Source organism: Streptomyces daqingensis, from assembly GCF_014645895.1.
Lineage (GTDB): Bacteria > Actinomycetota > Actinomycetes > Streptomycetales > Streptomycetaceae > Streptomyces > Streptomyces daqingensis.
This window is the reverse complement of the sequence record NZ_BMMP01000002.1, coordinates 62246-82373: the sequence shown is the minus strand read 5'-3', so window position 1 is coordinate 82373 and position 20128 is coordinate 62246. Positions and strand designations below refer to the sequence as shown.

15 protein-coding genes are annotated in these 20128 nt (G+C 71.9%); 4 read left to right on the top strand and 11 right to left on the bottom strand.

Going from position 1 to position 20128, the window contains the following annotated elements; translation table 11 throughout:
* Positions 1-21 precede the first annotated feature (21 nt).
* From ssuE to IEY56_RS02730, 4 genes are all read right to left on the bottom strand, one after another.
* On the bottom strand, positions 22-609 hold the full coding sequence (gene ssuE / locus IEY56_RS02745) for an NADPH-dependent FMN reductase (protein WP_189035426.1): 588 nt from the start codon (positions 607-609) through the stop codon (positions 22-24).
* 87 nt (positions 610-696) lie between these two features.
* On the bottom strand, positions 697-2151 hold the full coding sequence (locus IEY56_RS02740) for an MFS transporter (RefSeq protein ID WP_189035425.1): 1455 nt from the start codon (positions 2149-2151) through the stop codon (positions 697-699).
* Positions 2148-3290, bottom strand: coding sequence for an LLM class flavin-dependent oxidoreductase (locus IEY56_RS02735; RefSeq protein ID WP_189035811.1), 1143 nt, complete (start codon positions 3288-3290; stop codon positions 2148-2150). The genes IEY56_RS02740 and IEY56_RS02735 overlap by 4 nt, the downstream gene beginning before the upstream one ends.
* 503 nt (positions 3291-3793) lie before the next feature.
* Positions 3794-4339 carry a hypothetical protein gene (locus tag IEY56_RS02730; RefSeq protein WP_229711554.1) on the bottom strand — a complete coding sequence of 182 codons (546 nt, stop codon included), beginning with the start codon at positions 4337-4339 and terminating at the stop codon, positions 3794-3796.
* Between the two features lie 355 nt (positions 4340-4694).
* Here IEY56_RS02730 and IEY56_RS02725 point away from each other — a divergent pair, with 355 nt between their 5' ends.
* A complete protein-coding gene (locus tag IEY56_RS02725; protein WP_189035424.1) occupies positions 4695-5639 on the top strand; it encodes an SDR family NAD(P)-dependent oxidoreductase in 945 nt (314 codons plus the stop codon).
* 175 nt (positions 5640-5814) lie between these two features.
* On the opposite strand, the gene IEY56_RS02720 is transcribed toward IEY56_RS02725, so the two are convergent.
* Positions 5815-6636, bottom strand: coding sequence for an alpha/beta fold hydrolase (locus IEY56_RS02720; RefSeq protein ID WP_189035423.1), 822 nt, complete (start codon positions 6634-6636; stop codon positions 5815-5817).
* A 332-nt stretch (positions 6637-6968) separates the two neighbouring features.
* Between IEY56_RS02720 and IEY56_RS02715 the strand changes: the two genes are divergently transcribed.
* Positions 6969-7562 (top strand): NlpC/P60 family protein, encoded by a 594-nt coding sequence (locus IEY56_RS02715; protein WP_229711552.1) that lies wholly within the window; start codon positions 6969-6971, stop codon positions 7560-7562.
* An 83-nt stretch (positions 7563-7645) separates the two neighbouring features.
* Here the strand turns inward: IEY56_RS02715 and IEY56_RS02710 are convergent, their stop codons facing one another.
* The 4 genes from IEY56_RS02710 to IEY56_RS02695 all read right to left on the bottom strand — a co-directional run bounded on the left by IEY56_RS02710 (position 7646) and on the right by IEY56_RS02695 (position 12263).
* Positions 7646-8683: a carbohydrate ABC transporter permease gene (locus tag IEY56_RS02710; protein WP_229711550.1), complete on the bottom strand. Its 1038-nt coding sequence runs from the start codon at positions 8681-8683 to the stop codon at positions 7646-7648.
* Positions 8670-9842: a carbohydrate ABC transporter permease gene (locus IEY56_RS02705; protein ID WP_229711548.1), complete on the bottom strand. Its 1173-nt coding sequence runs from the start codon at positions 9840-9842 to the stop codon at positions 8670-8672. Before IEY56_RS02705 ends, IEY56_RS02710 begins: the two co-directional genes overlap by 14 nt.
* A gap of 6 nt (positions 9843-9848) precedes the next feature.
* On the bottom strand, positions 9849-11096 hold the full coding sequence (locus IEY56_RS02700) for a sugar ABC transporter substrate-binding protein (protein WP_189035422.1): 1248 nt from the start codon (positions 11094-11096) through the stop codon (positions 9849-9851).
* Positions 11097-11168: 72 nt separating this feature from the next.
* Positions 11169-12263, bottom strand: coding sequence for a LacI family DNA-binding transcriptional regulator (locus IEY56_RS02695; protein WP_189035421.1), 1095 nt, complete (start codon positions 12261-12263; stop codon positions 11169-11171).
* Positions 12264-12390: 127 nt separating this feature from the next.
* Here IEY56_RS02695 and IEY56_RS02690 point away from each other — a divergent pair, with 127 nt between their 5' ends.
* Complete coding sequence (locus IEY56_RS02690) at positions 12391-14589, top strand: amylo-alpha-1,6-glucosidase (protein ID WP_229711546.1); 2199 nt, start codon at positions 12391-12393, stop codon at positions 14587-14589.
* A gap of 76 nt (positions 14590-14665) precedes the next feature.
* Positions 14666-14884 (top strand): hypothetical protein, encoded by a 219-nt coding sequence (locus IEY56_RS02685; RefSeq protein ID WP_189035420.1) that lies wholly within the window; start codon positions 14666-14668, stop codon positions 14882-14884.
* Positions 14885-14910: 26 nt separating this feature from the next.
* Here IEY56_RS02685 and IEY56_RS02680 read toward each other — a convergent pair whose 3' ends face one another.
* Together IEY56_RS02680 and IEY56_RS02675 are read right to left on the bottom strand one after the other, a co-directional pair.
* Positions 14911-15606: a response regulator gene (locus IEY56_RS02680; protein WP_189035419.1), complete on the bottom strand. Its 696-nt coding sequence runs from the start codon at positions 15604-15606 to the stop codon at positions 14911-14913.
* Complete coding sequence (locus IEY56_RS02675) at positions 15603-20081, bottom strand: HAMP domain-containing protein (protein ID WP_189035418.1); 4479 nt, start codon at positions 20079-20081, stop codon at positions 15603-15605. The genes IEY56_RS02680 and IEY56_RS02675 overlap by 4 nt, the downstream gene beginning before the upstream one ends.
* Positions 20082-20128: the final 47 nt, after the last annotated feature.

The following is a 20128-nucleotide window of genomic DNA, read 5'->3' as shown; positions in this document are numbered from 1 at the left end:
ACGCCCGCGTCCGGCGCCGTCTCAGACCGCGGTGGGCAGGCCCCTCGGCAGCCCCGGCACCCGGGCCGTCGCCGAGTCCGGGGCGGCCAGGGCGGTGATGAGCCGGCCCGCGGCCTCCGCGACCCCGGCGGCCGAGTCGGGCGCCACGGCGCCCTCGCCGTCCGCGCCGGCGGTCACGTCCCGGTCCAGCACGAACCAGCCGCGCAGCACGTTGTCGGTGCCGAGGGAGGTGAGGACGGGGCGCAGCGCGTAGTCGATCGCGAGGACATGGGCCGGAGTGCCGCCCGTCGCCAGCGGAAGGACCGTCTTGCCGGCCAGCGCGAACTGGGGCAGCAGGTCGAGGAGCGTCTTGAGGAGCCCGCTGTAGGCGGCCTTGTAGACGGGTGTTCCGACGATGAGGGCGTCCGCCCACGTGATCGAGTCGATCACCTCCCTCACGGCCGGATGCGAGGCGTCGCCCGCGAGCAGGGCGTCGGGCGGCAGGTCCCGCGCGGCGACGTGCCGCACGGTGTGGCCCTCCGCCGCTACCAGCCCGCCGACGTGCCGTACCAGGGAGGCTGTGCGGGAGCGGGGCGACGGACTGCCGGAGAGAGCGAGGACGTTGGGCATGTGCGGATCTCCTTGAAGTGAGGTGCTTCGGCGTGCCGCTGCGACGGAGGCCGGCAGCGGGAGCGCCGTCGTGACGTCGGGCGGTGCTCAGCGGCTACGGGCGCTCGCCTCCCCGGAGAGGGAACCGGCGCCGGGGGCCGCGGCGGCAACCTTGGAGGGCCCGTCCGTCTCCGCGGCTTCCCCCTTCGTCTGCCCGGTCTGCGCGGCAGGCCCCGTGGCGATGTGCAGGTCCGCCTCCCGCAGCCGGGCCGTCGCCCAGATGCTGACGAGGCCGGTGGAGGCCAGGTAGGCGCAGGCCGCCCAGGGGCTGCCGGAGGCGGCGGCCAGCAGCGCGGTCATGATCAGCGGCGTGATGCCGGACGAGACGATGCCGGACATCTGGTAGACGAACGACATGCCCGTGTAGCGGATCCGGGTGGGGAAGAGGGCCGCGAACAGGGTGCCTTGGGCTCCGTAGAAGTACGCGTGCACGACGCCGAGGGTCAGGACGAGAACCGCGGCGAACCCCCATGGCCCGCCCACGCCGAAGAGCCAGAAGGCCGGAAAGACCGACAGTGCGAACAGCGCCATCCCCACGAGGTAGACGTGGCGCGCCCCCTGACGGTCTGTCAGCCGTCCGGAGAGGGGTATCACCACGGCCATCACCAGGGCGGCGGCCGTCACCGACAGCAGGACGGCGGTGCGGTCCAGCCGGAGCGTCGACGTCGCGTACGTGATCGCGAAGACGGCCCAGGTGTTGAACGCCGCGCCCTCGCCCCACCGGGCCAGCATGCCCAGAAGCACGTGCCGCCGCGGTTCCGGTTCACGCAGCAGCTCGACCAGAGGGGCCGGGCGGGGCGGCTGCTTCAGCTTCCGCAGCGCCCGGAACGCGGGCGTCTCGTCGATCTTCAGCCGCACGGTCAGGCCGAGTCCGACGAGTACGAGGGAGACCAGGAAGGCCACCCGCCATCCCCACCCGAGGAACGCGCTGTCGCTGAGCACGTTGTTCAGCAGCGCGAACGCCCCCGTGCCCAGGGCGAGTCCGAGCGCCAGACCGATCTGCGGATAGCTGCCGAACCTGCCCTTGCGGCCCGGCGGACCGTACTCGACCGCCAGCAGCACGGCACCGGCCCACTCGCCGCCCAGGGCCACCCCCTGCGCGATGCGCAGCACCAGCAGCAGACCCGGAGCGAGGAGTCCCGCCTGCTCGTAGGTGGGGAGCACGCCGATGAGGGCTGTGGAGACCCCCATCAGGCCCATGGTGAAGGCGAGGGTGCGTTTGCGTCCGATCCGGTCCCCGATGTGCCCGAACAGCAGCCCGCCGACCGGACGTGCGACGAAGCCGACGGCGAACGTCGCGAAGGAGAGCATGGTCCCGACGGTGCCGTTCGCCGTGGGGAAGAACAGCTCGCCGAAGACGAGCCCCGCGGCCGTGCTGTAGAGGAAGAAGTCGTACCACTCGACGGTCGTCCCCAGCAGGCTGGAGAGCACCACCGTCCTGAGCTTGCGCGGCTCCGCGTCCCGCGCCGTGGGAACCGGCTGGACCGGCGCTGCGGCGCTCACCGGCCCGCGAACGGGACGAGGCCCGCCTCCGCCGGGTGCGGGCCCGCCGGATGGCGCCACAGCCCGTGCTTCTCCAGGAGCGGCAGTACGCCCTCGCCGAACCAGTACGCCTCCTCCAGGTGCGGCACTCCCGACAGGACGAACTCCTCGATGCCCAGGCGGTGGTACTCCTCGATGAGGGCCGCGACCTCCGCGTGGCTGCCGACGAGAGAGGTGCCCGCGCCGCCCCGCACCAGCCCCACGCCCGCCCACAGTCCGGGGTAGATCTCGAGCTGGTCGCTGGTGCCGCTGCCGTGCAGCTCGCGCATGCGGCGCTGCCCCTCCGACTCGCTTGCCGCGAGACCCTGCTGGACCGCCTTGATGCGTTCGGGGTCCATGCCGTCGAGCAGCCGCTCCGCCTCGGCCCACGCCTGGGCCGAGGTGTCCCTGCTGATCGTGTGCAGCCGGATGCCGAAGCGCACCGTCCGCCCCCTGGCCTCCGCCAGCGACCGGATCCAGTCGATCTTCTGCTTCACCTGCTGCGGCGGCTCGCCCCACGTGAGGTACACGTCGCTGTGACGGGAGGCGACCTCACCGGCGGCGGGGGAGGAGCCGCCGAAGTAGATCTGCGGCACCGGGTCGGGCAGCCGGTTCAACTCCGCGCCCTCGACGCGCAGATGGTCCCCGTCGTGGTCGACGCGCTCTCCGTTCCAGAGGCGCCGAACGATGCCGAGGAACTCGCCTGTGCGGGCGTACCGTTCGTCCTTGCCGAGGAAGTCGCCGTACGCGCGCTGCTCGGCCGACTCGCCCCCGGTGACGACGTTCAGCAGCAGCCGCCCGTGGGACTGCCGCTGGTACGTGGCCGCCATCTGCGCGGAGAGCGTCGGGGAGATCTGGCCGGGCCTGAACGCCACCAGGAACTTCAGGCGTTCGGTGACCTGCGTGAGCATGGCGGTGGTGATCCAGGCGTCCTCGCACCACGCACCGGTGGGGGTCAGCGCACCGGTGAAGCCCAACTGCTCGGCGCTGCGGGCGATCTGGCCGAGGTACTCGATTGACGCGGGACGGTCGCCCCCGGCGGAACCCGGCGTCGAGCCGTGGCCCCCGCCGACGACGTGGCGGCTGTCGCCGGTCGTGGGCAGGAACCAGTGGAAAGTCAGAGGCGCCTCGGGAGTGGAGGCGCTGCCGGACGGCGACGGCTGGACGTCCGGGCGCGATGCCGCAGTGGACACGGAAGCTCCAGGGAAGGTGGGAGTCAGGCAGGGGTGGCGGCCGGGCGCACGGGGGCCCGGCCATGACGCGTCACGGCCCGGCGGTCACGCCCGGGCGCGCTGAAAGGGCCCCGGCACACGGCACGGGAAGAAGCGGCGCGATGCCGCGGACAGCGATTCCGTCGGAAAGCGATTCCGCCAGAAGAGGAGAGAGAAGCGCGGCGGCCGGAGGCCGCGGCGAGGTGTCAGCTGCGACAGGCCGCGCTGTGAAGGCGGCACAGATCGACGTGGAGACGTCCCACGAGGATGTCGGCGGCAGCTGTCATGTCACGCATTGTGTGCGAGGCTCGCGCGCGGTTCAACCCCTGTCGCCCTGCGTTCCGGCAGGTGAGACGGGTGAGGAGGACGGGCCGGCATCCACGCAGCCCGCGCACGGCCTGCGTGGGCGCCGGTCAGGACCGTGCGAGGACGGCCGCCGTCCGCTGGTGCAGCTCTTCGAGCGTCTCCGACTGCCGCCGCGCCCGGTGCAGAAGCTCCGTCAGCCGGTCCGGGCCCAGGGGGCCCGTCCGGTCCGCCCCGGCCGCGCGCAGCGCCTGCCACATCAGCCGTTTCGCCTCGACGCCCGCGCGCAGCGACTCGAGTTCGATGAGGCTGCTCAGCGGCGCCCGGCGCAGGAGGGAGCCGTTCGACTTCGCGCGGCCCGCCTTCTCCAGGACCCATCCGATGCCGATCTTGTAGCGGCGGACGGGCACCCCCAGGTCGTCCATGATCCGCAGCAGTTCGGCGCGGTCCTGCGCGATCTCGTCGGCGAGGCGCACCAGGGCGGCGCCGTCGGCCGACTGCGCCTGCTGCTTCGCCACCCGCCGTGCCAGCTCGCTGCCGCTGGTCGCACCGAGCAGGTGGTCGTTGAGGTAGATGGCCAGCGGTTCCCGCATCACGACGCTGGACGCGGAGGCCGTGGCCTTCGCCCGCAGGGGGGCGCTCGCTGCGTGGGTCATGAGTGGCTCCCGTCAGGGTGTGCCGTGCCGGAGCGCGGCCCGTCGGCCCGGCGCCGCGGCTCCGTGACCCGGTGACGTCCGCTCCTCGCGGTGGCGCCGGACAGGTGCCGCACGCCCCGGATCGTCCTCCTTTCCAGCCTGGCACCCCCGTCCGATCTGTCAATTCGGGCACCGGCGGCCTTGCCCTCCCCGGGGTGGAGGGCGGGGCCCCTCGTCCGCGGGGCCACGTCGGCGGGGCACCTTGATGACGGTGGGGCTCGCCGGTAGTGGTCGTAGTGGAGGCTCCTCCTCCGTTTCGCGTCGCACGAGGGCGGGCCTCCCCACTCCGGACCGCCGCGCGAGACGGGATCAGACCATGACCGAAACCGCCCCCATCAGCACGCCCTTCACCGCCGACTCCACCGCCGCCGAGGTCGTCGACGGCATCGACCTGACGGGTGTCCGGGCCGTCGTCACCGGAGGCTCCTCCGGAATCGGCGCCGAGACCGCCCGCGCGCTGGCCGGAGCCGGTGCCGAGGTGACGCTGGCCGTACGGGACACGGCCGCGGGACGGCGTGCGGCGGAGGACATCGGCGCGGGCACGGGCAACACCAGGGGACGCGTCGCACCGCTGGACCTCGCCCACCGCAAGTCGGTCGCCGCGTTCATCGCCGGCTGGGAAGGGCCCCTGCACATCCTGGTGAACAACGCCGGAGTGATGGCCGCTCCGGAGTCACGCACGCCGGAGGGCTGGGAGCTGCAGTTCGCCACCAACCACCTCGGCCACTTCGCGCTCACGGTGGGGCTGCACCGCGCGCTGGCAGCGGCGGGCGGCGCCCGCGTGGTGTCCGTCAGTTCGAGCGCCCACCTGCGTTCGCCCGTCGTCTTCGAGGACGTCCACTTCCGCGAGCGTCCCTACGATCCGTGGCAGGCCTACGGGCAGTCCAAGACCGCCAACGTGCTCTTCGCCGTCGGGGCGTGGCGGCGCTGGCAGAGCGACGGGATCGCGGTGAACGCGCTGACGCCGGGGGCGGTTCCGACGCGGCTCCAGCGGCACGCCGACGAGGGGGAGCTGCGGCGTATGAGAGCCGAGGCGGGACCGGACGCCCCCGCCTGGAGGACGCCCGCGCAGGGAGCGGCGGCCTCCGTGCTGCTGGCGACGTCGCCGCTGCTGGAAGGCGTGGGCGGCCGGTACTTCGAGGACTGCGACGAGGCGCCGCGCGGCGAGCCCGGCGGGAGCCGGGGCGTGGCGCCGTACGCCCTCGACCCCGCGGCAGCGGAACGCCTGTGGGAGGTCTCCGTCGAGACGCTGTCCGTCTGAGCCCGGCGGGCGCCTGCGCCCACGTCGCCGCCCCTGGTGCAGTGCGAGTGTGACGGGACGGGTGCGGCCTGGCGGGCACGGCCCAGGGACGTCGGGGCTCAACTCCCGCTGCTGAGACGGGCGTCGGCGTGCGGTACCCGGCTCGGCGGCGCGTGCGGGCGTGTTCGGGAAGCCGTCAGCGGTGCGCCAGGAAGGCGCCGATCTCCGCCGCCACGTCCTCGGGGACGAGCGACGGTGCGAAGTGCATCTGGCCGGGGAACGACTTCTGCGTCACGTCGGGCAGCGCGGCAGCGAGGCGGTCGAGGGTCTCCGGCATCGGCTGCCACGTGTCGGCGCCCCGCATGAGCAGTACCGGCACGGTGACGGCGGTCCAGCGCCGCACGTCCGCCGTCTCGGCGGCCATCGATTCGAGGTCGCCGCACCAGCCGGGCGCGTCGGAGGGCTCGTCGCCGTCCGGCTCCCCGGCGTCCATGAGCTCCAGCAGCGCGGCGGGGATGCGGGCGACCTCCCGCGCCAGCAGCAGCTCGGCCCCCCGCCGGTCGTCCTGCGCCGTCAGCTGCTCGAACCGCGCCTGGACGGACGTCAGTTCGCTGCCCGCGGCGAAGAGCGGGGGCTCCCACAGGGCGAGGGAGCGCACCGGGAGCCCGGCTGCCGCGGCGTGCAGGGCGACGGTGGCGCCGTAGGACATGCCGGCCAGGTGCACGGGTTGTCCGATCCTGTCGATCAGTGCCCTCAGGTCGCCCACTTCGTCGGTGAAGCGCTTCGGTGACCGGGCGGGCCCGCTCGGTGCGTAACCGCGCCGGGCGGCGATCCACAACTCGTGCCGGTCGGCGAGCAGTTCGGCCACCGGCTGCCAGGAGTGCAGTCCTCCGCCGGAACCGTGCACCATGACGAGCGGCGGCCCGGATCCGGTCCGCCTGTATCCGACGGCTGTCCCGTCGAAGGACTCGAACGTCCCGGAGAGGTCCGGCAGCGGCTGCTCGGTGGTGTCAGGCATGGCGGGACCGTTTCACGGGCGGCGGGGCCGTTCCAACGAATTTCGGGCGCTCCGGGTTTCGACAGGCCGGGCCCTGTGCCCGGCGAGGGTGCGTGGGGTCTTCACCTTCAATGGGCCGACCTGCGGAACCGGTTGCGCGGGCCTGTCGGAAGAAGAAACCACTTCTGCCCCGATGACCGCATTCCGTTTGTGCCCATGAGGTGAAGGTCCGGTTCCGGGGGCGGCGTTCACAAGGAGGGCGGCACCAGGATGTGCGTGCTTCCCGGACTCTCACGCAAGGCCGTGGACCCGTCCGGGAGGCAGGCCCGACCCCCCCACATGAGAGAAGCGACATGTCAATCACGTCCATCAGCCGGCGCGCGCGCATATCGCTGGCTGCTGTGGCCGCCGGCAGTGCCGCCGTCCTGGGCTTCGCTGTCCTGCCGTCCACCGCGACCGCCACCCCCACCGACAAGCCCGCGGCCGCGGCCCAGAGCGAGAAGAGCACCAAGGCCGATGCCGTCACACGGGCCCAGATGCTGGAGCGTGCGGCGACCTGGCTGACCGCCAACAACGGGGCGCAGGTGCCCTACAGCCAGACCGAGACCTGGACCGACGGGTACCGCCAGGACTGCTCCGGCTACGTCTCGATGACGCTGGGCCTGTGGAAGTCCGGTCCCAACACCGTCGAGCTGGCGGGCAACCGGGACCTGACCACCCCGATCAACCTGGGTGACCTCAAGCCCGGCGACCTGCTCATCGACGCCGACGGCTCGAACACCACGCGCCACGTGGTGATCTTCGAGAAGTGGACCGACGACTCGCACACCGCCTACTCCGCGTTCGAGCAGCGCGGCGGGCACGGCACGGACCACCGGGTGCTCGACTACGGCCTGGAGTCCGGCAGCGAGTACAAGCCCTACCGTCCGACGAACCTGACGGACTGACGCGGCGCGGGTCACGCACAGGCCCGCTGCCGCGTCGACGCGCTCCCGCCCCGTCAAGGGGCGGGAGCGCGCTCGTGTTCCTGCTACTCCTTCACCGCGCCGGCGTTGGCCCCGCGGATGAAGTACCGCTGGAAGCAGAAGAACAGCACCGCGACCGGGATCGTCGAGAGCAGGGCGGCGCCCAGTTTCAGCGGGTACTGCGTGCCCGCGCCCAGCCCGCCCGAGACGAAGCGCGCGAGACCGGTGGTCAGGGTCTCGTAGTCGCTCGACTGCGTGGCCACCAGGAAGTGCGTGAACTCGTTCCACGAGCCCTGGAAGGACAGCAGTGTCACCGTGATCAGCGCGGGCCGCGACATCGGCAGGACGACGTACCAGAAGATGCGCCCGATGCCCGCACCGTCGATGCGGGCCGCCTCCTCCACCTCGCGCGGTATCGATTCGAAGAACTGCTTCATGATGAAGATCCCCGCCGCGTCGAACAGCAGCGGCACGATCATCCCGGTGTAGGTGTCGAAGATGCCGAGCGTGTTGAGCACCAGGAACTTCGGGATCAGCAGCACGACCGGCGGAACGGCCATGACCGCGATGACGAACGTGACCAGCAGGGCACGGCCGCGGAAGCGCAACCGGGCCAGCGCGTAGCCGGCCGCCGAGTCGAAGAGGACCCGGCCGAGCGTCACCACCACCGTCACCAGCGTGCTGTTGCCCAGCCAGCGCGTGAACGGCACGCCGTCCCCCGCCTCGCCGGAGCCGCTCAGCTTCTCGAAGACGGCGGTGGTGGGCGCCTCCGGCAGGAGCGAGAGCGGACGCGACGCGGCCTCCGGGTCGGTCTTGAAGCTCGTCGCCACCTGGATCAGGAACGGCAGCGCGTAGAGCAGGGCGAAAGCCAGGAGCAGCGTGTAACCGGCGAGCCGTGCCGGGCGCGGGAAGCGGGCCAGTACCGGGCGCTCCTCCGCCGCTGCGGCCTGCTTCCTCCTGCCGGCACGCGCCGCCTTGCCGGCCGCCGCACTGCCCGTAACCGCACCGCTCGTGCCCGCACCGCCGGTACCCGCTGTCCCGTTGCCGTTCGTGCCGGGGACGGTCGTCTCCGTGCCCGTCCCCTCTGCGTCAGTCGTGCGCACGGACCGCTCCCTTCTCCGGCGTGTCCTGGGCCTGTCGTCCGCGCGCTCTCCTCGGCCGGCGGGACCCCCGCTCGCGCAGGAGCACACGCTGGACTCCCGTCATCAGCAGGACGATCGCAAGCAGGACGAAGGAGATCGCGGCTCCCTGTCCGAACTCCGCGTTGTCGAAGCCGTAGGAGTAGGAGAGGAAGGCCGGGGTGAGCGTCGTGTTCGCGGGATCGCCCTGCCCCAGCACGTACACCTGGTCGAAGACCTGCCAGGTGGCGATCAGGCCGAGCGTCGTCACCAGGAACATCACCGGACGTAGCGCAGGCAGCAGTACGTGGCGCAGCACGTGCCGGCGTGCGGCCCCGTCCAGCGCCGCCGCCTCCTCCAGCTCCCGGGGGATGTTCTGCAGCGCCGCGAGGAAGATGAGCATGAAGGTGCCCGACGTCGTCCATACGGCGAGCAGGATGAGGGTGCACATGGCCACCGACGGCCCCGCCAGCCACTCCGACCAGGGCAGGCCCATGAGCCGGTGCTCCGCGAGGAACCCGCCGGGCTTCTCCCCGTCGATGACGCCGGCCGCCTCCAGCAGCACCCACAGGACGCCGCGCGGATCGGCGAACCAGTTCGGACCCTTGACGCCGACGTACCCCAGCAGCTGGTTGACGGCGCCGCTGCCCTGGAACAGGAAGAGGAAGACGGTGCAGACGGCGATCGAGCTGGTGACGGAGGGGAAGTAGAACGTCGTGCGCAGCATGCTACGGCCGCGCAGCATCCGCTGGTTGACGACGATCGCCAGGGTCAGCGAGAGGGCGGTCTGCAGCGGGACCGTCAGCAGCACGTAGTACGTGTTGTTCCGGAGCGACGTCGCCAGCAGCGTCCGCGCGAGGCCGTCCTCCGCCAGCAGGCTGCGGTAGTTGGCCAGGCCCACGAAGTCGGCGTCCGGCGTGAACGGGTTGGACTGCCCGTCCCAGTTCAGCAGGCTCACCCATGCCGCCATCACGATCGGCAGCGCCATGAACAGCCCGAGCCCCAGGACCATGGGGCTGACGAACAGCCAGCCCCACAGGCCTTCACGGCCGCGTGTGCCGCGGGAGGCGAAGCGGGAGCGTGGGGACGGGCCGGGCCGCCCTGCGGTGGACGGCGGCGCCGGAGTCCCGGTCGAGGTGGACATTCCTGCTCAGTCGCCCTTCTTGAGGGCCTGCTCGCCGTTGCGCTGCAGTGTGGAGAGGATCGTGGCGGGCTTGCCCGTGCTCAGCGACTGCAGATCCGAGTTGAACTGGTCGAGGACCTTGGTGAATCCGGGCACGGTCACGGGGCTCTGGGCGTACGCGTCGCCCTCGGCCCAGCCGGCCGACTCCGGGTGCTCCTTCGCGAACTCGTCCATCACGCTCTCCCGGCTCGGCATGACGCCGATCGCGTCGGAGGACGCCAACTGCTCCTTGGCGGACGTCAGATGGCGCACCAGGTCGACGGCCGCCTTCTGGTGGGTGCTCTCCTTGGCCACGCCCCAGCAGTTGCTGAACGCCAGCGTGCCCTTGCCCGCGGGGCCCTCAGGCAGCGGCAGGACCTTGTAGTCGACGTCGGGGAAGTCCTGCTTCATGGCGCCCGCGAGCCAGTTGCCCTCGATGATCATGGCGGCCCGCCCCTTGCCGAGGGCCTCGCCCGCCCAGCCGGTGTCGACCTGCTTGGCGTACTTCATGGAACCGGAGCGCAGCAGCTTCTTCGCGAAGCCGAGGCCCTCGGCGTTCTCCTTGCTGTCCGCGGTCATCTTCGACTCGGAGGAGTCGGTTATCCAGCCGCCGGCCTGCTTCATGAAGACCCCGAGCCGCTGGTACTCGTTGGTGGTGACGAGGCCGGCCGTCTTCCCCTTGGTCAGCTTGGCGGCCGTCTTCTCCAGCTCGTCCCAGGTGTCCGGGTAGTCCTTCTCGCTCAGCCCCGCCTCCTTCCACTTCTCGGTGTTGACGACGAGGCCGAGGGTCGAGAAGTCCTTGGGGAGGCAGACCAGTTCGCCCTTGTGGGTGAACGCCTTGCGCAGCTGCGGGGCGAAGTCCTCCTTGTCGGGGACCTTCTCGCCGTACGCGTAGAGGGAGCCGCCCTTGGCGTAGTTCGCGAACTGGTCGGAGTTGACGTAGAAGGCGTCCGGGGGGCGGTTGCCCGCGAACGCCTGGGCGAGCTGCTGGTCGATGTCCTTGGCGAGCTGGACGGTCACCTTGTGCCCGGACTTCTTCTCCCAGGCGGCGGTCGCCTTCTTCACCGCCTTGGTCTCGGCGTCGCCGGAGACGGCGACGAGGACGCGGAGCGACTGGCCTTTGCCGGTGTCCTGCTCGGGTCCGTTCTCATTCTTGTCGAACCCTGACGAGCAGGCTGTCGTCGTGGCGGCGAGCACCGCGCACGCGGTGACGGCCACTGCGGATCGGCGGAACATGCGGGCCTCCTGGGGGAGTCGATAGGGAGATTCGAGGTGGTGCGGTGACGGGTGCGCCGCGCGCGGCGGGGATCAGCCGGAGGCGGCGCCGAGGCTTGCTCGTACGACCAGCGCGGGCGGCAGCAGCACCCGCTCGGGAGGTTTGGCGGGTTCGGCCATGCGGGCCAGCAGCAGGCGCATCGCCTCCCGGCCCACGTCGCCGAGGGGCTGCGCGACGCTGGCGAGGGCGGGGGAGAGGAGCGAGGCCACCGGGGAGTCGTCGAACCCGACGACGGACACCTCGCGCCCGGGCGTGCCGCCCGCGTTGCCGACCGCGCGGTAGCAGCCCAGCGCGAGCGTGTCGCTGGCGGCGACCACCGCCGTCACGCCCGCGTCGAGCAGCGGCGCCACCGCCCGGGCGGCGGCGCCGACGTCCTCGACGCTCTCCGCCCGGTGCTCGGGCTCCAGGCCGCGCGCGAGGAGGCCGCGCCGCCAGCCCTCGGCGCGGTCGTCACCGGAGCCGGACCCGGCAGGCCAGCCGAGGAAGCCGATGTGCCGGTGCCCCTCGGCGGCCAGCCGGTCCACGGCGGCCTTCGTGCCGGCCGCGCCGTCGACGTCGACCCAGTCGCCCACTTCGTGCTCGGACCACATCCGGCCGAACGCGACGAAGGGGATGCCCCGTTCGTCGAGCCATGCCTGACGGGGGTCGCCATGCGCGGTGTTGCTCAGGACGAAGGCGTCGACGCCGTGCTCGCCCAGCAGCTCCTCGTACGCGGCCAGTTCGCGCTGCCCGGAGCCGGCGGCGAACAGCAGCAGCCGGTAGCCGGCCGCGTCTGCCGTCTCCGACAGCGCGTGCAGGAACCGGTCGAGCACCATGTTGCCCGGGCCGGCCGGCTCGATGCCGAAGCCGATGAGCCTGCTGGCGCGGGTACGCAGCGAGCGGGCGGCGCGGTGCGGGCGATAGCCCATCTCGTCGACCGCGCGGCGGACGCGTTCCAGCGTCTCCGGCCGCAGCAGCTCCGGGGTGTTGAGGGCGTTGGAGACGGTCTGCGTGGAGACGCCCGCCCGGCGGGCGACCATCGCCATCGTCACCGAGCCCTTGGCCGCGCCCGGTGCCGGGGGCGTGCCCTCCTCGCCGCCAGGGCCCTGGCGCGGGGCGGGCGGCGTCGGGACGGAAGGTGACGGCATGGACGGGCTCCCGGGAGCGATGGCTGGTAAAGGCGGTCGATCTACCGCGCAAAGCGGGCAAATTGGGGCCTTGACCTCTTTGCTATGGTCGTTTTGATCGATCCAATGGCTGAGAGGTTGCGCCCACGTGGAGACAACTGTCAAGACTCACGACGGCACAGGTACCGCGAGCACGTCCGCCGCTCCGGTGGAACTCCAGCCGTTCCTGCACGACGCCTGCCTCACGATCTGCGCGCCCAGCATGGCCGTCTCCCGGCCGGACGGGCAGCTCGCCGGAGGCCCGGACGGCTTCTACCACGGCGACCGCCGGGGCCTCGCCCGGCTGACCGTCGTCGCGGAGGGCGTGCCCAACGCCCCCATCAGCGGCGGTCCCGACACCGCCGACAGCGCCTCCTTCCGCTCGGTCCTGCGCGGTCTCGCCGAGCACAGCCCCGACCCGGCGGTCACGCTGGAACGCCAACGCCGGGTCGAAGCCGGCGAGTTGGTGGAGACGCTCATCGTAGTGAACGCCGGACGCACCTCCACGAGCGTGCAGTTGACGGTGCGCGCGGCGAGCGACCTGGCCTCCCTGGAGACGGTCAAGGGCGGGCGTCCCACGCGTGACGTCTCCCCGGAACGGCAGCGCGACGGCCTCATATGGGCCGACGAGGAGCTGACCGTACGGCTGGCCGCCGAGCCCGCGCCGGACGACGTACGCAGCGTCCCCGCCACGGCTCCCGGAGCGGACCGGGCCGGCGGCTCCGGCCCCGGCGGCGGTTCCGGTTCCGGCGGCGTCACCGGCGAGTTGAGCTACCGCGTCGAACTGGCCGCCGGCGGACGCTGGACGGCGACCCTGCGCTGCACCGTCGAGGACGAGAGGGGCGCGGCCTTCCGTCCGGCGCCGCCCGCGGCCCGTGCTGCCCTCGCCGCCGACGCGGGCCTCGACTCGGCTGACCGCGGCCTCGACCACTGGTTCGCCCGCTCCTGCTCCGACCTGGGGTCGCTGCTGCTCGCGGACCCCCTCGACGCCGACGACACCTTCCTCGCGGCAGGCGCCCCCTGGTTCCTGACGCTCTTCGGCCGCGACTCCCTCATCGCCGCCCGCATGCTGCTGCCGCTCGGTACGGATCTCGCCGCCGGCACTCTGCGCACCCTCGCCCGCCGCCAGGGCACCAGGACCGACCCGCCGACGGAGGAGCAGCCCGGCAAGATCCTCCACGAGGTACGCCGCGACGGGCTCCGGGTGAGCGACGAGATCGCCCTGCCGCCCTGCTACTACGGCACGGTGGACGCCACCCCGCTGTGGGTGACGCTGCTGCACGACGCCTGGCGCTGGGGCATGCCAGCCGAGGAGGTCGAACGCCTCCTGCCCCACGCGGAGTCGGCGCTGCGGTGGATGGAGAGCCACGGCGACGCGGACGGCGACGGCTTCCTCGAGTACGTCGACAGCACCGGCCGCGGACTGTCCAACCAGGGCTGGAAGGACTCGGGCGACGCCGTACGCCACAGCGACGGCCGGCTCGCCGAGCCCCCCGTGGCGCTGTGCGAGGTGCAGGCGTACGCGCACGAGGCCGCCCTCGGCGGGGCCGCGCTGCTGCGGGCCTTCGGCCGCCCGGACGCCGACCGCTGGGAGGAATGGGCGGCGAGCCTCAAGTCCCGCTTCCGCGACCGCTTCTGGGTGGAGGACGCCCAAGGCCCGTACCCGGCCATCGCGTTGGGGAGCGACAAGCAGCCCCTGGACGCGGTCACGTCCAACATGGGCCACCTCCTCGGCACCGGACTCCTCGACGAGCACGAGAGCCGTCTCGTGGCGGAGCGGCTCGCCGGGCCGGAGCTCGACTCCGGCTTCGGCCTGCGCACCCTCGCGGAGGGCTCCGGCGGCTACAGCCCGCTGGGCTACCACATCGGGACGGTCTGGCCGCACGACACGGCGACGGCCGTGCAGGGCCTCTCACGAGCGGGTCACCACGCCGCCGCCGAGTCGCTCGCCGCGGGACTGGTCCGCGCGTCCGTCTCCTTCGACGGAAGGCTGCCCGAGCTGTTCGCCGGCCACGGGACCGCGCTCGACGCGCGTCCGGCGCCCTACCCTGCGGCCTGCCGTCCGCAGGCGTGGGCAGCGGCTTCCGTCGTGGCGGTGCTTCAGGCGGTCCTCGGGCTGGAGGCGGACGCCCCGGCGGGACGGCTCACCGTGCGCCCCGAGATGTCCGCCGCCTACCGGCCGCTGCGGGCTCGCGGCCTGCGGCTGGGCGAGCGGCGGTTCGGGGTGGAGGTGGACGCCGCGGGGACCCCGGCCGTGTCGGGTCTGACGGGCGTGACGGTCACGCCGGACGGCCCGGCGTCACGCTGAAGGCCGGAAACCGTCTGGCCCGGAAAGGGCGGGATGCCTGAAAATGGCCCCCTGGTCGATGGTTCCGGGGGGACCCATGGTGACTGTCATCGCGGTGGCGGCCGTGACGGTGTGCGTGATCGCCTGGCTGACGGCCGTCCTCGTGCGCCGCGAGCGGCGGCGGGGCGAAACGAGCGCGGAGGGCCTGCGCATCGAGTCGGCGGCGAGTGCCGGAGTGCGTGAGGCGCGCAGGCGGGCCTGTGCGGGGCGCGACATGGCGACCGCGTCGACGGACGTCTATCTGCGGGACCGCTGAGACCCGGGAGGAGCGGGGCGGAGGAGCTACGCCCCGCCCTCTCCCGAGCTGAGGGCGCGGACCGCGGCCTCCAACTCGGCGATACGGTCCGCGAGTCCGGTCTTGTCGGGATGCTGCGAGTCGCGCACCAGCACCTCGATCTCCGTGAGCTTCTCGGTGATCTCCGCGAGGCGTTCCGCACCGCCCGTGCCGGCTCCCATGCGGCCGTTCCCGCCGGCGGTGCCCTCCAGCGGGCCTTCCGCCGCCGGCCCGCCGCTCCTTCCCGGAGCCTGCTCGGCGACCAGAAGACGGCGCAACTGCTCGGCCTGGACGGCGAGTTGCCGGTTCTTGCGGTCGAGGTCCAGGAACACGTTGACCTTGGTGCGCAGCACCCAGGGGTCGATGGGCTTGGAGAGGAAGTCCGCGGCGCCCAGGGCGTATCCGCGGTAGGCGTAGTCGGCGTCGACGTCGGTGCCGGTCAGCAGGATGATCGGAACGTCCTTGGTCTGGTCGAGGCGCTTGATGTTGCTGGCCGTCTCGAAGCCGTCCATGCCGGGCATCAGGACGTCCAGCAGGACGACCGCGAAGTCCTGCCGCAGCATCGCCTTGAGCGCGTCCTCGCCGGACCGGGCGGTGACCAGCTGCTGGTCCAGAGGTCCCAGCACGGCCTCCAGGGCGACGAGGTTCTCCTGCATGTCGTCGACGATGAGGATGCTCGACCTGTCCGGCGTGGGGGTGCTCATGAGGTCCGCCCGGGCGGGTCGGCGTTCTCGTCGGCGGGATGGCCGGAACCGTCCTGGGCCGGTCCGCTCCCGTCCGGCGACGCCCTGCCGTCCGGCGAGGCCCTGCCGTCCGGCGAGGCCCTGCCGTCCGGCGAGGCCCTGCCGTCCGGCGAGGCCGTGCCGTCCGGCGAGGCCGTGCCGCCGGGCGGGGCCTCGGTGCCCTGGGGCCGGTCCTGCGCGTTGAGCAGCTCGTACATCGAGGCGAGCAGCTTGTCCACCTCCACCGGCTTGGCGACGTAGAGGTCGGCCCCGCTGTCCAGGGCCTTCTGGCTGTCGCCCGACATGGCCTTCGCCGTCAGGGCGATGACGGGCAGTCCCGCGAGCCGGGGAGTGTTGCGGATGGTGCGGATCGCCTCGTAGCCGTTCATCTCCGGCATCATGATGTCCATCAGGACCAGCGACACCTCGGGGGAGCGGTCCAGGACGTCCAGGCCCTCCCGGCCGTTCTCCGCGTACTTCACGGAGATCCCCACCCGTCCCAGCACGTGGGTGAGGGCGAAGACGTTGCGGATGTCGTCGTCGACGATCAGCACGTTCGCGCCCGACAGGACCCGGCCCTGCGGCCCGCTGAGCCACCGCTTGAGCTGCGTCGTCTCCGGCCACGTGTCGTCGTGTGCGCCGCCGCCGGGCTCGCGGGGCTCGGCGGGCGCGCCGCGCTCCGGGGTGACGGGCTCGACCGGCCTTTCGGGGGCCGACTGGCGCGGCGGGCTGTCCGGCGGGGCGGGGGGCCCGGTGTGCGTGGCCTCCGGCCAGGCTGCGGCCGTGGTGCCCGCGCCGCGCTCGGGGCGTTCGGCGGACGGGGCCGCGGGGGCCCCGCCGTCGGCCGGGGGCTCCGCGTGCGGGGTGGGCGCGGGCTCCGGGAGAGCGGCCGGCACGGGCGGAGCACCGAGCGCTTCCGTGGTCGCATCGCCGGAGGCCGTACGCGCCATCGACGCGGGACCCGGCTCGGTGGAGGGGGTGCTGCCGGGGTAGACGGCGGGGACGTAGAGGGTGAAGCGGGAGCCCACGCCCTCCTCGCTCTCGACGTCGATGCGTCCGCCGAGCAGTCCCGCGATCTCACGGCTGATGGAGAGGCCCAGCCCGGTGCCGCCGTACTTGCGGTTCGTGGTGCCGTCGGACTGCTGGAACGCCTCGAAGATCACCGACAGCTTCTCCGGGGGGATGCCGCTGCCGGTGTCCTTGACGGAGAACGCCAGCACGGAATCCGCCTTGCGGAGCGTCTCCTCCTCGAACTCCCGTGTCGTGACGCGCTCCACGCGCAGTTCGATGCCTCCCGACGGGGTGAACTTCACCGCGTTGGACAGCAGGTTGCGCAGGATCTGCTGCAGCCGCTGCTCGTCGGAGAACAGCTCGCGCGGAACGTTCTCGCCGACCGCGATCTCGAAGGCAAGGCCCCGGTCGATCGTCATCGGTCGGAACGTGGCGTGCACGTAGTCCAGGAGCTTGGTCAGCGGCAGCTTCTTCGGGCGCACGTCCATGCGGCCCGCCTCGACCTTCGACAGGTCGAGGATGTCGTTGATGAGCTGCAGCAGGTCCGAGCCGGAGCGGTAGATGGTGTTGGCGAAGTCCACCTCCTGGTCGGACAGCCGCCCGTCGGGGTTGTCGGCGAGCAGCCGGGCCAGTATGAGCAGCGAGTTCAGCGGAGTACGCAGCTCGTGCGACATGTTGGCCAGGAACTCCGACTTGTACTGCGAGGACGTGGCCAGCAGCGCCGCCTTCTCCTCCAGCTCGGCGTTCGTGCGCTGCAGCTCCTCGGAGCGCTGCCGCAGCTCCTTGGTGAGCCGCTGCGACTCCGAGAGCAGCACCTCGGTACGGGCGTTGGCGATGATGGTGTTCACCGAGACGCCGATGGTGTGCACGAACTGGTCGATGAACGTCAGGTAGATGTCGTTGAACTTGCTGAACGAGGCGACCTCGATGACGCCGAGCGCGCGGTCCTCGAAGAGGATCGGCAGGATGAGGATGTTGGCCGCCGGCGCGGCGCCGAGGCCCGACTCGACCCGGACGTAATCCGGCGGAGCGTCCTCGATGAGGATGCGTTTCTTCTCCTCGACGGCCTGCGCGATCAGGCCGCGCATCGGGCCGCTGGTCTGCGCCTCGGCCTCGCCGGGCCCCCTGGTGCCGTACCCGGCGATGAACTCCAGCTCCTCGCCGGGCGCGGCGCCGGGGCCGACCAGGAAGAAGGCGCCGGCCTGCGCGTTCACCAGCGGCGTCAGCTCCCGCAGGATGAGGTCGGCGACCTCCACCAGGTCGCGGTGCCCCTGCATGAGGCCGGCGATGCGGGTCAGGTTCGACTCCAGCCAGTCCTTGGTGCGTGTGGTCTCGCGCAGGTTGCCGACCATCACGTTGACGTTGTCCTTGAGTTCGGCGACCTCGCCGCGGGCGTCGACGGAGATGGTGCGGGACATGTCGCCCTGCGCGACGGCGCTGGCGACCTCGGCGATCGCGCGCACCTGGTTCGTCAGGTTGGAGGCGAGCTCGTTGACGCTGGTCGTCAGGCCCTTCCAGGTGCCGTAGACGCCCTCGACGCGTGCCTGCCCTCCCAACTGGCCCTCGCTGCCCACCTCGCGGGCCACACGGGTCACCTCCGAGGAGAAGGAGGAGAGGGTGTCGACCATCGTGTTGAGCGTCGTCTTCAGCTCCAGGAACTCCCCGCGGGCGTCGACGTCGATCTTCTTGGACAGGTCGCCGTTGGCGACCGCGGTGGCGACCTGCGCGATGTTGCGTACCTGCGAAGTCAGGTTCGTCGCCATGAAGTTGACGTTGTCTGTGAGGTCCTTCCAGACGCCGGAGACACCGTGCACCTGGGCCCGGCCGCCGAGGTTGCCCTCGGTGCCGACCTCACGGGAGACACGGGTGACCTCGTCCGAGAACGCCCGCAGCTGGTGGACCATCGTGTTGACGGTGTCCTTGAGTTCGGCGATCTCGCCGCGGGCGTCGACGTCGATCTTCTTGGACAGGTCGCCGTTGGCGACGGCCGTGGTCACCTGCGCGATGTTGCGTACCTGCGAAGTCAGGTTCAGGGCCATGGAGTTGACGCTGTCGGTGAGGTCCTTCCAGACGCCGGAGACGTCCCTCACCTGAGCCTGCCTGCCGAGGTTGCCCTCGGTGCCGACCTCGCGGGCGACGCGGGTGACCTCGTCGGCGAAGGCGGAGAGCTGGTCGACCATCGTGTTGAGCGTCGTCTTCAGCTGAAGGATCTCGCCCTTGGCGTCGACGGTGATCTTCTGGCTGAGGTCGCCCTCGGCGACGGCTGTGGCGACCTGCGCGATGCTGCGCACCTGCGAAGTCAGGTTCGACGCCATGAGGTTGACGTTGTCGGTCAGGTCGCGCCACACGCCCGAGACGCCCTTGACCTCGGCCTGGCCGCCGAGGTTGCCCTCGGTGCCGACCTCGCGGGCGACGCGGGTGACCTCGTCGGCGAAGGCGGAGAGCTGGTCGACCGTGCTGTTGACGTTGCTCATCAGCTGGAGGATCTCGCCCTTGGCGTCGACGGTGATCTTCTGGCTGAGGTCGCCCTGCGCCACGGCCGCCGAGACCTGGGCGATGTTGCGTACCTGCGAAGTCAGGTTGGACGCCATCGTGTTGACGTTGTCCGTCAGGTTCTTCCACGCCCCCGACAGGCCCCTCACCTCGGCCTGGCCGCCGAGGTTGCCCTCGGTGCCGACCTCGCGGGCGACGCGGGTGACCTCGTCGGCGAAGGCGGAGAGCTGGTCGACCATCGTGTTCACGGTGAGCTTCAGGTCCTGCAGCTCGCCGGCGGTCTCGGCCGTCACCTTCTGCGTGAGATCACCGCGGGCGACCGCCGTGGTCACCCCGGCGATGTCCCGTACCTGACCGGTCAGCCGCTCCGTCATCGTGTTGACGGCCTCGGTCACGTGCCGCCAGTCTCCCGAGAGCGCCCCCACGTCGGCCCTGCCGCCCAGGCGGCCCTCGGTGCCGACCTCGCGGGCGACTCTCGTCACCTCGCCGGTGAACATGGACAGCTGGTCGACGAGCCGGTTCAGCCCGTTCCCCAGGCGACCGAGGTCCCCTTCGAGGCGGTGACCGTCGCGCAGATCGATGTGCTGGGTGAGGTCGCCGTCGGCGACGGCCTCCAGGACGCGCGTGGCCTTGGTGACCGGGGCCGCGAGCGCCTCGATCACGTGGTTCGCGTCGTCGACGTTGGTCGCCCAGCCTCCCGCGCCGGGACTCGCCGTGATCCGCTCGTCGAGAGCCCCCTGCTTGGACACTCCGTCGCGGACCCGCCGCAGCTCGGAGGAGAGATGTTCGTTGCGGGCAGCTATCTGGTTGAACACTCCGGCGATCTCGCCCAGTATCCCGTCCGCCTCGGTCGCTGCCCTGACGGAGAAATCCCCGTCCGACAGCGACCGGAGCGCTCCCAGCAGTGGACGCAGATCGGCCGTGCGCACCGACTGCCCCAGCGGGTCGTCCATGGCACCTCATTCCCAGCGACCAGGAAGTATGGCCTTTATCCTATTGT